At 70.3% G+C, this 12,508-nt stretch carries 14 protein-coding genes and 1 pseudogene; 3 read left to right on the plus strand and 12 right to left on the minus strand.

Annotated features, from left to right (window positions below; genetic code table 11):
- Positions 1-101: 101 nt before the first annotated feature.
- From P3T34_RS17980 to P3T34_RS18020, 9 genes and pseudogenes are all read right to left on the minus strand, one after another.
- Complete coding sequence (locus P3T34_RS17980) at positions 102-1,577, minus strand: mobilization protein (RefSeq protein ID WP_348534669.1); 1,476 nt, start codon at positions 1,575-1,577, stop codon at positions 102-104.
- A 264-nt stretch (positions 1,578-1,841) separates the two neighbouring features.
- Complete coding sequence (locus P3T34_RS17985; protein ID WP_280667044.1) at positions 1,842-2,297, minus strand: hypothetical protein; 456 nt, start codon at positions 2,295-2,297, stop codon at positions 1,842-1,844.
- A 202-nt stretch (positions 2,298-2,499) separates the two neighbouring features.
- A complete protein-coding gene (locus P3T34_RS17990) occupies positions 2,500-2,721 on the minus strand; it encodes a hypothetical protein (RefSeq protein ID WP_280667045.1) in 222 nt (73 codons plus the stop codon).
- Between the two features lie 73 nt (positions 2,722-2,794).
- Entirely contained in the window at positions 2,795-3,037 is a 243-nt protein-coding gene (locus P3T34_RS17995; RefSeq protein WP_280672676.1) for a hypothetical protein, read from the minus strand.
- 1,104 nt (positions 3,038-4,141) lie between these two features.
- Positions 4,142-4,555 (minus strand): annotated as a pseudogene (locus tag P3T34_RS18000) (DUF2637 domain-containing protein); the annotation flags it as partial.
- Positions 4,556-4,578: 23 nt separating this feature from the next.
- Positions 4,579-5,115 carry a WhiB family transcriptional regulator gene (locus P3T34_RS18005; protein WP_280667046.1) on the minus strand — a complete coding sequence of 179 codons (537 nt, stop codon included), beginning with the start codon at positions 5,113-5,115 and terminating at the stop codon, positions 4,579-4,581.
- A 122-nt stretch (positions 5,116-5,237) separates the two neighbouring features.
- On the minus strand, positions 5,238-5,924 hold the full coding sequence (locus P3T34_RS18010) for an ATP-binding protein (protein ID WP_280667047.1): 687 nt from the start codon (positions 5,922-5,924) through the stop codon (positions 5,238-5,240).
- A complete protein-coding gene (locus tag P3T34_RS18015; RefSeq protein WP_280667048.1) occupies positions 5,921-6,877 on the minus strand; it encodes a hypothetical protein in 957 nt (318 codons plus the stop codon). Before P3T34_RS18015 ends, P3T34_RS18010 begins: the two co-directional genes overlap by 4 nt.
- Positions 6,878-6,879: 2 nt before the next feature.
- Complete coding sequence (locus P3T34_RS18020) at positions 6,880-7,242, minus strand: hypothetical protein (RefSeq protein WP_280667049.1); 363 nt, start codon at positions 7,240-7,242, stop codon at positions 6,880-6,882.
- 996 nt (positions 7,243-8,238) lie between these two features.
- On the opposite strand from P3T34_RS18020, the gene P3T34_RS18025 reads away from it, so the two are divergent.
- Positions 8,239-9,078 carry a helix-turn-helix transcriptional regulator gene (locus P3T34_RS18025; protein ID WP_280667050.1) on the plus strand — a complete coding sequence of 280 codons (840 nt, stop codon included), beginning with the start codon at positions 8,239-8,241 and terminating at the stop codon, positions 9,076-9,078.
- 50 nt (positions 9,079-9,128) lie between these two features.
- Positions 9,129-9,533, plus strand: coding sequence for a hypothetical protein (locus P3T34_RS18030; RefSeq protein WP_280667051.1), 405 nt, complete (start codon positions 9,129-9,131; stop codon positions 9,531-9,533).
- A 69-nt stretch (positions 9,534-9,602) separates the two neighbouring features.
- Here the strand turns inward: P3T34_RS18030 and P3T34_RS18035 are convergent, their stop codons facing one another.
- Both P3T34_RS18035 and P3T34_RS18040 read right to left on the minus strand, forming a co-directional pair.
- Positions 9,603-10,538, minus strand: a complete 936-nt coding sequence (locus tag P3T34_RS18035) for a hypothetical protein (RefSeq protein WP_280667052.1) — start codon at positions 10,536-10,538, stop codon at positions 9,603-9,605.
- A 212-nt stretch (positions 10,539-10,750) separates the two neighbouring features.
- Positions 10,751-11,284: a kinase gene (locus P3T34_RS18040; RefSeq protein WP_280667053.1), complete on the minus strand. Its 534-nt coding sequence runs from the start codon at positions 11,282-11,284 to the stop codon at positions 10,751-10,753.
- Positions 11,285-11,504: 220 nt separating this feature from the next.
- Here P3T34_RS18040 and P3T34_RS18045 point away from each other — a divergent pair, with 220 nt between their 5' ends.
- Positions 11,505-12,143 (plus strand): hypothetical protein, encoded by a 639-nt coding sequence (locus P3T34_RS18045; protein ID WP_280667054.1) that lies wholly within the window; start codon positions 11,505-11,507, stop codon positions 12,141-12,143.
- Positions 12,144-12,162: 19 nt separating this feature from the next.
- Here the strand turns inward: P3T34_RS18045 and P3T34_RS18050 are convergent, their stop codons facing one another.
- Positions 12,163-12,348, minus strand: a complete 186-nt coding sequence (locus P3T34_RS18050) for a hypothetical protein (RefSeq protein ID WP_280667055.1) — start codon at positions 12,346-12,348, stop codon at positions 12,163-12,165.
- Positions 12,349-12,508: the final 160 nt, after the last annotated feature.

Raw genomic sequence — 12,508 nt, forward strand, 5'->3', positions numbered from 1 at the left:
CGTCCGCCGGCAGGCGAGATGACCCAGCATCCGGATCGAGCGGCCGTTTTAAAACGGCCACCTGCCGTGGTAGAAGCCGCCGCGAAGGCCCGTGGAAGGGCCTAGCGGCGCGGGCGGCGAGCCGTCTCGGACACCGGCGCGGGCTGTCCGGACGGCGGCCGTACTGGGCCGACTGTGGGCCGCGTCGCGGCCGGAGCAGACGGCGCGGACGGCGCGGCCGACAGTTTCGCCAGCCGCCGCACCCGCCAGACCATGACTGCGGCCACCGAGTCCGCGCTGCCCAGCTCCCTTTGCTCCTTGGCCTGTTGGAGGAGGTCGGCTGGGTCGTAGCCTGCTGCTTCCGCTTCGGCGAGGGTCGCGGCGAGCGCGTCGAAGCCCTCGTCCGCGGGCAACTGGTCGCCCCGGTGGACGTGCTCGCGCACCAGGGCGGCGTGGCGCTCGCGCACCGCTGGGGGCAGGCTTCGTCCGCGGGTGGCCATCGCGGCCATCGGCCGGGCGGCCACGGTGGCATACGCCTGGCGAAGGTGGGCTGCTGCGGCCTGGGCGGCTTCGGCCTGCTGAGCGTGTCCGCGGGCCGCGTTCCAGCGGCTGGCGGCGATGGCGAGCAGGACCAGGGTGGACAGCAGCATGGCGGTCACACCGCCGTCCTCGCCGCGGCTCTGCGCGTAGCCACTGTTCAGCAGTTGGCGCGCGGCCGAGCGGACCGCGGTGTTGTCGGCCCGCTCCGCACGTACGTGGGATCGCGCTGCGCGCTCGAAGGCCCGTGCGGCTGCTCGCAGTTGTGCCCGGGTGTCGGCCGGGGCCTTGAGCACCAGGACGTCGAGGACCTCGCTCGCGCCGACCAGCTGGGCGGCGCTCTCCTCGTCGTTGTCGCCGTCCAGGACGCGGGTGGCCCGATCGACCACGGCTGCCGCGTCGCGGCGAGCCCGCGCGGCACGCGAGCCGGGTACCCGCCGGATGCCGTCGGCCGACCCGTCGGCCTCCTGGGCCGGCTGGTCGGCGGTCCCGCCGGCCATGCGCTTGCGGATCCTGGGCAGCGAGAGGTCCGGTGCGAGCTTGGAGCCCGGGTAGTAGACCGGATCGCCTGCGGCGTTGCGGTCCTCAGGGTCGGCGACCGAGTACCCGAGGAGGTCCCCGCTCGGGGCGAGGCGCTTGTTCACCAGCAGGCCGGCCGCCGCGAGGCGGTCGAAGAACTCCTGCTCGTCCTTGGCGCCGGCCACCGCCTGGCGGACCTTGTCGCGCAGCTCCAGGCGTACCGGCTCCGGCCGGCCGAGCCGTTCGGCCTTGTGCATCTCCGCGCTGGTCGGCCGCTTGGCCGCCGTCTTGTCGCCCTTCTTGACCCGGCGCAGACCCCATTGCCGCTCGATCTCGCGGCACTCGGCCTGGGCGCGGTCGGCGTCTTTGTACAGCCGCGGCTGCTTGAGATCACCGCGCACGACGGTCGCCATGATGTGGATGTGGTCATCCGCGTGGCGCACCGCGATCCAGCGGCAGCCGTCCGGGTCACCGGGCACGGCGATACCGGCGGCTGCGACCACTCGGCGGGCGACCTCGGCCCACTCCTCGTCGCTCAGCATCCGGTCGTCTGCGTCGGCGCGGACGGGGCAGTGCCACACGTGCTTCTTCGGCTTGCGGGAGCCGAGTTGGTTGACCCTCAGATCCAGTGCCGCTTCGAGCTGCTTGAGGTTCGCGTACGGGTCGCGGCCCGGATCGGGCGCGAAGCCGTCCCAGGACGCGACGATGTGCGGATCGGTGTGCTCGTCGTGCTTGCCCGGCCCATAGAGGTAGACGAGCAGCCCGTACGTGCGTGAGCCTCGGCGGACCTTGGGTATCAGTTCACCTCACCTGCCGACCAGTTGGGCACCGGCAGCGTCCACGCCGACCACCGCCTTGCGGATCGCGGCCAGGACGGTGTCCAACTCGCCGTATCGCGGGTATCCGCCGGCGTTCAGCTGGAAGGCAACCTGGTTGAGATTGTTGCCGACCCGGGCAAGGTGGGCACGGGCTGCGGCGAGCTCGTCGACCGCACGGTCGAGGCGGTCTTGCGGGTCGGCGTCGGCACTCAGGCCGCGGGCGGCATTCAAGGTGCTGGTCGCGACGAATCGCGACACAGTCTGCACGCGGGCACTCGCGGCGACAACGATCTCGGCATGCTCAATGGCGTTGAAGCGCACAGTCAGTCGGTGCGCGCGCTGCGTCTGCTCGCGGCTGCGGCGGCGGGGTTGGCGCGCAGGCGGCGCGGCGGGGTCGGGAGCGGTCTGCTCAGTGGTCGTCGTCTTCTCCTCCCTCCAGTCCACCCGGAGCCCCCTGGCTCCGGGTGGCCGTTGTCGGATCGAGCGCCCCCGCTCGATCCGACAACGGCCTGCCCTCGCCCCTCTGGGCGAGGGCCAAACGCCTGGGACTGCCCGTAGGGCAGCCCCAGGCAATAACTTGCTCCGCCGAAGGTGGCAAGCGGTCAGGCCCCCAACCGCCGGTCAGGGGCCTGACGAAGGGCAGCGATCAGGCCGCGGTCTCCAGCTCGAGCCGCACGTCGAGCAGCACGTCCATCGCGTACTCCACCGCCTCAAGTGGCGTCTCCAGCACGAACTTCGGTCCGCGGGCGGCTCGGCGCACCAGCCAGCTGCCGTCGCTCGCACCCTCGGCGCTGTGGAGCAGGCCCTGGGCGAGCAAGAGGCCCATCAGCGCGTCGGAGTGCGGGATTTCGGGCTTGTTGCGGGTCATTTCGGTTCCTTCAGGGCGGAGTTCAGTGAGGATCTGGGCGAGAGTTCAGGCCCGTTTGTCGGTTGTCGACGTTTCAGCGACGGGCAGGTGGAGGTTTGGACTCGGCGTCCTTCAGCGCGGCCAGGACCTGTCCCAGCGCCTTGTTGTTGATGCCGACGCCCTCGTCCTTGAAGCCGGCGCGGAGCACATCGCGCGTGACCCGCCCCTCCGCCTCGGCAGCGGCCTTGCGGGCGATCGGCAGAAGCGCCTTGAGGTCCTTGTCGGACAGTGAGCGCTTCGGGACGGGTTCGGGACGGTCCCCGGTCCCGGTCCCCACCCCCGCGGCGGTCCCTATCGGCGGGACGGTCCCCGTCCGTACCGGCGGGACGGTCCCCGGACTCGGTCCAGTCCCGGTCCCCGACGGCGGAACGGTCCCCGCCCCCGGAGGCAGAACGGTCCCCACGCCTGTGCCCACCACGGTCCCCGTCGGCGGGACGGTCCCCGTCCGTACCGGCGGGACGGTCCCCGGACTCGGTCCAGTCCCGGTCCCCGACGGCGGAACGGTCCCCGTCCCCACCCCTGCAGCGGTCCCCGTCGGCGGCGCAGTCCCCGTCCGTACCGGCGGGACGGTCCCCGGACTCGGTCCAGTCCCGGTCCCCGACGGCGGAACGGTCCCCGCCCCCACCCCTGCAGCGGTCCCCGTCGGCGGCGCAGTCCCCGTCCGTACCGGCGGGACGGTCCCCGGACTCGGTCCAGTCCCGGTCCCCGACGGCGGAACGGTCCCCGCCCCCACCCCTGCAGCGGTCCCCGTCGGCGGCGCAGTCCCCGTCCGTACCGGCGGGACGGTCCCCGGACTCGGTCCAGTCCCGGTCCCCGACGGCGGAACGGTCCCCGCCCCCGGAGGCAGAACGGTCCCCACGCCTGTGCCCACCACGGTCCCGCCCAGAATCCCGGCTCCGGACCGAACGGTCCCTTGGCCCGGCGGAATCGCCGTCCCCGACGGCGGCACGGTCCCCGTCCCCGTTGTGCTGCTCAGTCCAGTCCCCGCCAGCCCGACGCCACCTGGCCCGCTGCCGGGAACGGTCCCCAGCCCGGTCCCCAACGGCGGCACGCTCCCGAGAACGGTCCCGGTCCCCGATAGCCCTGTGATGCCCGGTGCGGTCCCCGTCCCCGTCCCAGGCAGCAGCGGCGCGATCGAGGTCCCTCCTCCGGTTTGCAGCGCCGGAGGCGTTGGCGGGGTAGGCGTACCGAACGGACCTTGCAGTTCGGGCGCTGCCCGGTCCGCTGCCTTCAAGTGGTCGCGGCCGACCGTGTGGTCCCGACCAGCTTCGAGCGCCATCGTGCGGCGCGTTCGGAACAGCCAAGCGCGGACCGTCCCCGAACGGTGCTGAACGTCGGGCTCGCCTGTGGTCTCCGCTGCTACCTCCTGTTCCGGCCGGCTCCCACGCTTGGGGGCGTGGCGGGCCATGACGATGTAGAGGTGTACCGCGCCGCCGAGGGCGAGTGGTGCCAGGGTGCTCAGGAACCCGACGGCCGTGTTCGGCAACCGCAGCCCCTGATTGAGGCTGGTTTGTTCGTTGAGACGGACGGCGTGCAGGGCGTTGGCCCAGATGCTGGTGGAGGTGGCCCCCGTGAAGAGGGACCAGGCGTAGGCGCGGGCCTGCCAGGGAGCCTCACGCAGGACGAGGAGGGCGCGGACACCGTAGGCGATGAATCCGTCGATGACCGCCGGGAAGAGGTAGGTGAGGGGTCCTCGGACGTGCATGGCTACGGCCATCTGCTGCAGCGCGTCGTAGGACAGGACTGCTCCGACCGTGCCGAGTATGCCGATGGCTGCGGCGTCCCAGCCGGAGATCTGGCGTGTGGTGTCGTCCTGGCTCACGCGGCCACCGCCGTCAGCGCGGTGAGCTGCTCGGCCATCCGCCGTTCGTCGGGGTACGCCGTCGGATTGGCCGCCAGCCTGGGCCGGACGTCGCGCATCCGCTCGAGGGCGTACTTGCGCGAGATCCCGAGTGTGGGGGCCCAGAGCTGGGCTGGGGTGCCGGTCAGCGCTGCGACGATGACGACCGACTCGCGTTCCTTGGTGGACAGGTGTACGTATTCGCCGTCGAGGGCGGCGAGTACGCGCTGTTCCTCGGTGCGGTCGTTGTCGCCCTCTTCGTGCTGGAGGTGGCGCTCGGCCTCGGTGAGGCCACCGCGGATGCCGTGTCGGTCGCCCCGTTCCAGCGCGTCCGTGAGGCATTCACTCGCCACGGGGCAGCCGGCGCACACGCGCTTGGCTTCGGCGATGTGTCGCAGGCCGCGTGGCAACGGGTAGAAGGTGTCGGGCTCGGGGTGGCCGGCGCAGGCCGCGCGGGTCATCCAGACCGGGTCCGGCATCCGGTTGTGGGCAGGGGTCAGCTCGGTGACGGTCAAGGTGGTGCTTTCGTGTCGTCCTGCGGGCACGGCGACGGGGCGGCTCGCGCAGGGCTGGGAGAGGAGCGTTCGGTGGTGTGGCCGCAGGCGGCGGCGAGGCCGGGTGCGGCGCCGGGGGTGGTTCAGGCGGCCGTGGGCGGGCGGCGGCGGTCTTCGCCGGCCAGCAGGACCCGGCGGCTCATCTCGCGCAGGCGTGAGGCGACCCGGTCGCCGACGGCACCTCGGAGGTCCGAGGTGGCCAGGTTGCTCGTCACCAGGGTCGGCAGGCGGTGCACGTAGCGGTGGTTGATCAGCCGCCAGGTCAGGTCCTCGGTGAACTCCGAGGACTTGCCGGCGCCCAGTTCGTCCAGCAGCAGCAGCGGGGTGTCCGCCAGTTCCCTGAATTCCTTCTCGGCGTCGAAGTTGGGGCGCGGGCGCATGAGGGCGTGCAGGTCGGGGCTGGTGATGGCCCGCCAGCGCAGGCGCACGCCCTCGGCGAGCAGGAGTCGGATCGCGCCGTACGCCTGGTACGTCTTGCCGGTGCCGGTCGGGCCGACCAGCATCAGCGAGGTCGCCTGGGCGATGCCCGGCTGGCCGGCCGGGCCGCGGCGGGCGGCCCGCTTGACCTCGTCCACCCAGGCGACGACCTGGGGGTGGTCGGCGAGGGCGTCCTGGTAGAGGGCCGGGATGCGGGCGGCGGCCAACTCCAGGGCCAGCAGACGGTCCTGCGGCTCGGGGTGCATCTCGGCCAGCCGGTCGGGGTCGAGGTTGCGGCGCAGGAGGATGCGGCGCAGGACGCCGTCGACGCGCTTGGGGTCTGCCATGGTCACAGCTCCTCGGCGTAGGCGTCGGCGGTCGGGTTGGTCCACGCCTGGTGGCGTGGCGCACCGCGGGTCGTCCCCTGGGCGCCGGCGGTGCCGTTGAGGGCCTCGTTGACCATGTCAGGCAGGAGAGCGGGGCTCTTCGGGTTGGCGTGGTAGCGCAGCAGGCCGGCCCAGATCTCGTCCGGGGTGAAGCCGTCGGCCAGGAGGTCCTTGGTTTCCTTGCCGAGGCGGGCGAGGGTCTTGCTCGCCGGGCGCCTCGCGCAGAGCTTCACGTACTGGGCCACGAGACGATCAGCAGAGGGAGCCGGGGGCGCGGCGAAGCCGTCCCCGTTAGGGGTAGATCCAGGATCCTTGATCCTGGATCCAGGCACGAGCTTCTCCCGAGGACTCCGGAGAGGTTCCAGAGACAGGCTCTGACCTGTGGTTTTATCCGTTTCAGGTGCTGCGGGTCGCTCCTCGACGCTTCGGTGCTCCTCCGCGCGGATCGGGACCTGGGGCGTCGCACCGGTGGGGGTGTCCGCGGACAGCGGGCGGTTTTCCGTCGGCCTCCGGAAGTTCTCCGGAGCCGGGCCAGTGCAGTGCTTCTGCTTGCAGCCGCCGCACTCCTGGGCGACCTGGTGCTCGGGGCAGGCCGGGAGTCTGGACGCGGCGGGGTGGGAGATCTTCTGGTGCTTGTCCCAGGTGACGATGTGCAGGTAGCGCTTGCCGTCGCAGCCGGTGTACCGGCAGACCAGGTTCCGCTCGGCGAGATGACGGAGGTCGTCCTCGACCCCTTCCGGGGTCTGCTCGGTCCGGGTGATCCACAGAGTGCCGTAGATGATGCGGGCGTTGTCTCGGTGGCGGCCCCGGTCGTCGGCCTGGGTGAACAGGCCGATGAAGGTACGTTCGGCGGTCAGAGACACGGAAGCCACGTCGTCGGAGTTGAAGAACTCCGGCTTGACAGTACGGATGCGGGACACGGTCAGCACCCCACCGCGTCCGCGAGGGGCACGGCAGCGAGCATGCCGGTGGCCAGGTCGAGTTCGTGGGCGTGCCGCCAGTCCACGCGGGGGAACTCCGCCGCGATCCAGCGGGCGAAGGCCCTTCTTGTTCGCAGCTTGAGCGGGACGTAGGTATCGGTACTGTCGAAGGCTTGCGCTGTGAACGGGCTTCCGGGGCCGGATATCGTGATGCGCATCACGTGAGCGCCCGGTGCCATCGCCCGCAGGCATTCGGCCAGCGACGTTGCAGTATGTGCGTCGAGAACGGCTTCGTTTCGGGGCAGCACGGCGGATTCGCCGACCACCTCAGCCCCGTCTCTGACTGTACGCAGAGGCGTAGACATGTAACACTCCTCATAGCTAGGAGCAGGTCGGCGTCGCTCGTCCAAAAGTTCAGCCGGTCTGCTTCAGGTGTGATTCCGTGCCTTTCAGGGCGCGCGCGACGTGGCGTCTGGGAGTTCCAGCTCCCAGGCGCCGTTGTCGTGTTCGGCACTGACGACGACGGGTACGACGTACGCTGTCTGTTCTTCTCTCCTGCCGTGGGGCCCGTTCTTCTGGCAACCGGGCGCACGAGCCATCCGATCACCCGGTCGGCCGTTCACCAAAAAATCAACCGACTCGCAGAGTCACGGTTTGATCACGCCGATTCCTGGGCGGTAGGCGGCGCCTGGGTCGTCCAGCCGCAGGCGGACGTGACGCCCTGCAGTCGCGCCGGCTTCGTGCGCCGCCCGGCGCGCAGGTCCGTGTATCGACCAGCGGCCCCCTGGCGGAACTGCCGCCGAGATGCGCTCAGCAGCCAGTGCGGTGCCCACCACTTCCCCCTCCTCGTGTAGCCAACTGCCCTGTCGCATATCCGACCTGATGGGGCGCCCGACAGGCGGCACCGCCCAGGATGAGGCACCCAGGGACGGCAGCGGATATGCACCCGCTCACCCAGGACGCCTTCAATGCTGTGGAATCCGTCACCCTGGAAATCCCCAGAGAGTTGATTCGCCGTGACTCTAAGCACCCGCCACCTAAACCGTCAAGAAATCTTGAAAGTGGCATAGACCTCTTGGGGAAATCATCAACAGCACATTTTCCAGACGGCTCGTCAGATATCTTCAAGTCGCCACATCTGCAAGCATTCCGACGCGACGTCAGGGACTCGAATAGGGCCACCCACAACGGGTGCAATGGATGCAGGCTCGGCAATGTCTCAATTCGGGTCGATTGTCTACGCGCGTCACCCGGCAAACGAGTTCCGGCACATTACTTCCGGCAAACGCTTGCCGGTCGAACTAATCCGACAGCAGTTAGGCTGGTTCCGAAATTGCAAGGCCGCTCAAAGGTGACTTCCCGTGCAGACCAACCGACGCCAAGACGACCCCGCCTCCACGCCAGCCGAGGAGCTGATGGGGCTGGCGGGCCTCCTGCGCGCCTGGCGCATCGCCGCCGGCGAGCGCCTGGGCCTTGGGAAGCCCCTGTCGCAGGCCGAGGTCGCGATGACCGCCGGCATGAGCGAGCGGTGGTACCGCGAGCTCGAGCGCGGGGCCGCGTCCCGTCTGGACCGCAAGACCATCGAGCAGCTGGCCGAGGCACTTCTTCTGGGGGAGGAAGAAAGATTGACCCTCTACTACTACACGCTCGGCAGCGCGCCGCTGCAGAAGAGCAACCCGCTCGGCGACAGCCCCGCACACGCAGCGCTCCAGCTGCTCCTGCAGCAGCAGTCGCCGCGGCCCGCCTACCTGAGCGACCTCACGTGGAACATCGTCGGCTACAACCAGGCCATGGCCGATTGGTTCCCCTGGGTGCTCGAGCCCGGCGCGAATCTCATCCGCTGGGGGCTGCTCTCTGAGGAAGCCCGCACGCAGCTGGTCGGCTGGGAGGGCCACGCACGGATCTACCTGGCCATGATCCGCCAGGCCCTCGCCCGCCTGCCGAAGGACCTGGCCTTGAGCGCGCTGCTGGCCGAGGTCCTCAAGGACCCGATCTGCCAGACGTACTGGAACGAGGGGCCGATGGTCGTGAGCCATCGCGATGGCCATCACTTCCGACTGGACATCCCGCGGTTCGAGGCGGAGATCGACGTGGTCTCCCAGGTCCTCGTCCCGGCCACGTATCCCGACCTACGGTTCGTCGTCATCTCCTACCTCGGCAGTGAGCAGGATCCGCAGGCGTCGGAAAGCAAGCCGTCATGACGCTCGAACGCACCGTTGCCCTTCCCGCCCCTCGACCTCACGAGAACGCCATGCACCTTGCCTCTCCGATAACCCTGCAGCCCTACGGAACCGTGCCGACGCTCGACGACGCCATGGAACTGGCCGGGCCGGGTGCCCTGCACCTGGCCGACCTCAGCCGCCAGCTCGGCTCTGGCGGGCAGCTGGTTCTCGCGCTGGACACCCGCACCGTGTTCTGGGCCGACGAGCAGCCCGACGGCCAGTGGATCGTCGAGGAACTGACGGCAGATCAAGCCCTGCTGCGACTGCCGGCCCGGTGCGGCCACGAGGCTCCGCACGAGTACCGGCTGCTGCTGCGCGCCACGCTTGACCAGCGCTCCAGCACACTGCCCGGCCACATCGACCAGCTGATCCGCGACTGCCAGGACCGCATCGCTCACCTGAGCGCGGTCAGGGAGGAGCTGGTCTCGGCCTGATAGCTACCTCGCCAGGCTGTGGTGCTGGTGCCGCGCAGGGGACGGCACCATCGGCACGGCCTGGCGAGGTTATGCCGCGTTCGGCAGGGTGTCTCCCTTGGCCGAGCGCAGCGCCGCCCTGACCAGGGCCATGCCGCGCGGCGTGGCCGCCGCACCGCCGCCGACCTGGACCATGGGCGTGCCAAGGCCCGCACAGGCCCGGCAGATGCCCGGCTGCGACACCGGGTCGTGGCACTTCGCGCACTCCAGCTGCGGCGCCGCCAGCTTCACGGGCTCGGGGGCGGGCGGCATCTTGCGGGTCAGGCGGTCGCGCAGCACGCCTGCGGCCGAGTACATCTGCGCAGGTAGGCCCGGCAGCAGGGCGCCGGCGAGGTCCGCCTGCGAGCTGCCCCGCTCGAGCCACTGCGCCACCAGCGGCGCCAGTTCGAACGCCTCGACCGCCCCCAGGCGAAGGCGCGGCTCGGGCCGGATCACCCGGAACAGCAGGGCGACCGCCTCGCGGGTCTGGGCATCGGCCGCGATTGGCGTGGCCAGCGGAGTCTCTTGCCCGCCCTCCTTCCCCTCGGTCTCGGTCTCGGTGCCGCCTCGCGGCACCTGACCCTGCGACGAGCTTGGGAGGGAAGGTTCTTTCTCAAGTTCCTTTACAGGAAGGGTGTCAGCGGGAGCGGGTGTCGCCTGGCCGGATCCCGGACGGGGGACACCCGGTATCGCCAGCTGCGAGACGTCGAAGACGTGCGCCTCAGAGCGCATCGTGCCGTCCGCCATCCGGACCTTGTCGACCCGGTAGTACCCGGCCTCGGTCAGCTCCTTCAGCGCCTTGCGGATCGCCCCGCGCCCCTGCGGGCTCGAGTCGGCCATGTGCCGGCCGTCCTCCCGCCAGCCGTCCTGGCGAGAGAGCAGGTCGGCCAGCAGGCCGCGGGCGGTGTAGCTCAGACGGCGGTCCTGCAGAATGCCGTTGGGCAGGACCGTGAAATGGCAGGGGTGTTCGCTACGATGAACACGCATGTGGAGTGACCGCTCCTCGTGCTGCAGGACCCCCGGCGGTGGTGACACACCGCCGGGGCCTCATGATCTATTGGGACGACGGACCGTAGCACATCCCTTGCTCCAATGGGATCGTTCGACCAGAGACCTTGATCACATACTCTTGTCGGAGGTCGTGCCGCCGTTCGGTCGCGCGCCCGGTGGATCGGCGTCGGCCTTAGCAGCCCGCAGAATCAGCGCCCGCGCGACCGGGTGGCGAGGCCGGCGGCGGCGAGCACCCGCCGCACCGTGGCCTCCAGTGCGCTGCCGTGGCCGACGACTTCCTCCGGGACATCGCCGAGCAGGTCCCCCGGTCGGTACCAGCCGGCCATGTCGTCGGGGCTGAACTCGGCAGCCTGCGGCCGAGTCGAATGCCGGCGCACGGTCTCCTCGAACGGCACGTCCAGGTAGAAGAAGCAGCTGCGGCCCGCGTGATCGTCCCGCAGAGCGCGGAGCATCGGACCGTAGTGGTCGGCGTAGAGCAGCCCCTCCACGATCACGTGGTACCCAACGTTGAGGGAGTAGCGGGCTACCGTGTCGATCAGGCCGATGTTCGCGCCGCCCGGTACGTCACGCTCCCGCAGAACCATCCGGCGCAGGTTGTCCTGCCCCACGATGGCGATGCCCCGCCCGTAGGCGCCCCGGATCGCGGCGGCCACGGTGCTCTTGCCAGCGCCGGAGTTTCCGCGGATCACGATCAACCGCGTCTGGTCTGATCCCGTTGGCACCGGAACAGGCTACCGGCCCCGGCGTGTTGGCCGTGTCGGAAAGGCCGACGGCCGGACGGGCAATCCGCCGGCCATGACCGCGCCGGTCGAGCGCAGACCCACCGCGTCGGGGCGGACGTCCAGCACGTGAGGCGCCGCCGCATCGAAGATCTGGCCTTCTCGCATCACTCGAACGTGGCCGGGCTCCCGATCGTCGCACGGGCGGGCCTAGGCTGGGCGTGTGGCAGACGTGAGGAACACTGCGGAGTTCAAGGCTCTGGCAGCGCAGACCACCGCCGTGCTGCTGACGCGAGGGCTTGAGGTTGAGCCGGTGGCGGTGCACAACGTGCTCGCCCACATGGTCGACGTGGTCGCCACGGGCTTGGGGATCCAGCCGCGGTCGGCACTGCGGTACGTCGAGCCGGAGACGGTCGCGGACAAGATTGCCGAGGCTGCCGCGCACGACACCGCGGGCTCAGAGTCGGTCGATGGAGTCCGCCCGGTCCGCGTCGACGACCGGAAGGTTTCGATGCCGCGGTGGATTCCGGGGCACCAGGTGATGGCTCTCGCACAGGCCGCGAAGTACGCCGCGGTCAACGGCGACTCCCGCTCGATGGCGCACGCACTTGACCTGCTCACCGAGGTAGGCGCCGCAGCGGTGGCCGACCCCGACAGTGACCGCATCGAGATCCCCGTCGGCCTGCTCGACGAGGCCGCCGAGATCATCGACAGCGTCGCGGCGCGGATCGAGGACGCCGGCTGGAGCCTGTGCCCGTGCGGCGAAGAGCACGAGCAGAGCGCGCTGGACGTGAAGGTGGCCGGCACGTTCCGCCGTGACGCGGATCTCGCCCGCAAGCTGCGGGCGCAGGCCGACCAATGATCGTCATTCCGCCCAGCCGTCACGCCGCCTGATCTTCGACCTGCTCTGACCGCACCTGCGCCGCCTGGATGCCCAGGACCCGCAGCAGGTCCGCCTTGATCACACGGTACTCGCCGCCAACCTTCAGCACCTGGCACGGATAGCGGCCGGCTGCCGCCAGCCGGTAGCCGGTGTTCCGGCTCAGGGACAGCAGCTCGTTGGCCACCTTCAGGGTGATCGCCGGCGGCAGTGCATCGAGCGCCCCTTGGGAGTAGTCCGGCAGGGCGTGGGGCTCAGCCGATGCATTCACAGCACATTCCGATCGTCTCAGTATGTTCTCTCTGCGAGAACTTCTATCACACATGCTGTGAATGCATGCAGAGCAG

Source organism: Kitasatospora sp. MAP12-44 (assembly GCF_029892095.1).
Lineage (GTDB): Bacteria > Actinomycetota > Actinomycetes > Streptomycetales > Streptomycetaceae > Kitasatospora.

Excerpts from the sequence above, each read along its gene's own strand:
- P3T34_RS18035 (WP_280667052.1), bottom strand. The coding sequence starts at position 10,538 with ATGCGTGTTCATCGTAGCGAACACCCCTGCCATTTCACGGTCCTGCCC.
- P3T34_RS18020 (WP_280667049.1), bottom strand. The coding sequence starts at position 7,242 with ATGTCTACGCCTCTGCGTACAGTCAGAGACGGGGCTGAGGTGGTCGGC.
- P3T34_RS18030 (WP_280667051.1), top strand. The coding sequence starts at position 9,129 with ATGCACCTTGCCTCTCCGATAACCCTGCAGCCCTACGGAACCGTGCCG.
- P3T34_RS17990 (WP_280667045.1), bottom strand. The coding sequence starts at position 2,721 with ATGACCCGCAACAAGCCCGAAATCCCGCACTCCGACGCGCTGATGGGC.
- P3T34_RS17980 (WP_348534669.1), bottom strand. The coding sequence starts at position 1,577 with ATGCTGAGCGACGAGGAGTGGGCCGAGGTCGCCCGCCGAGTGGTCGCA.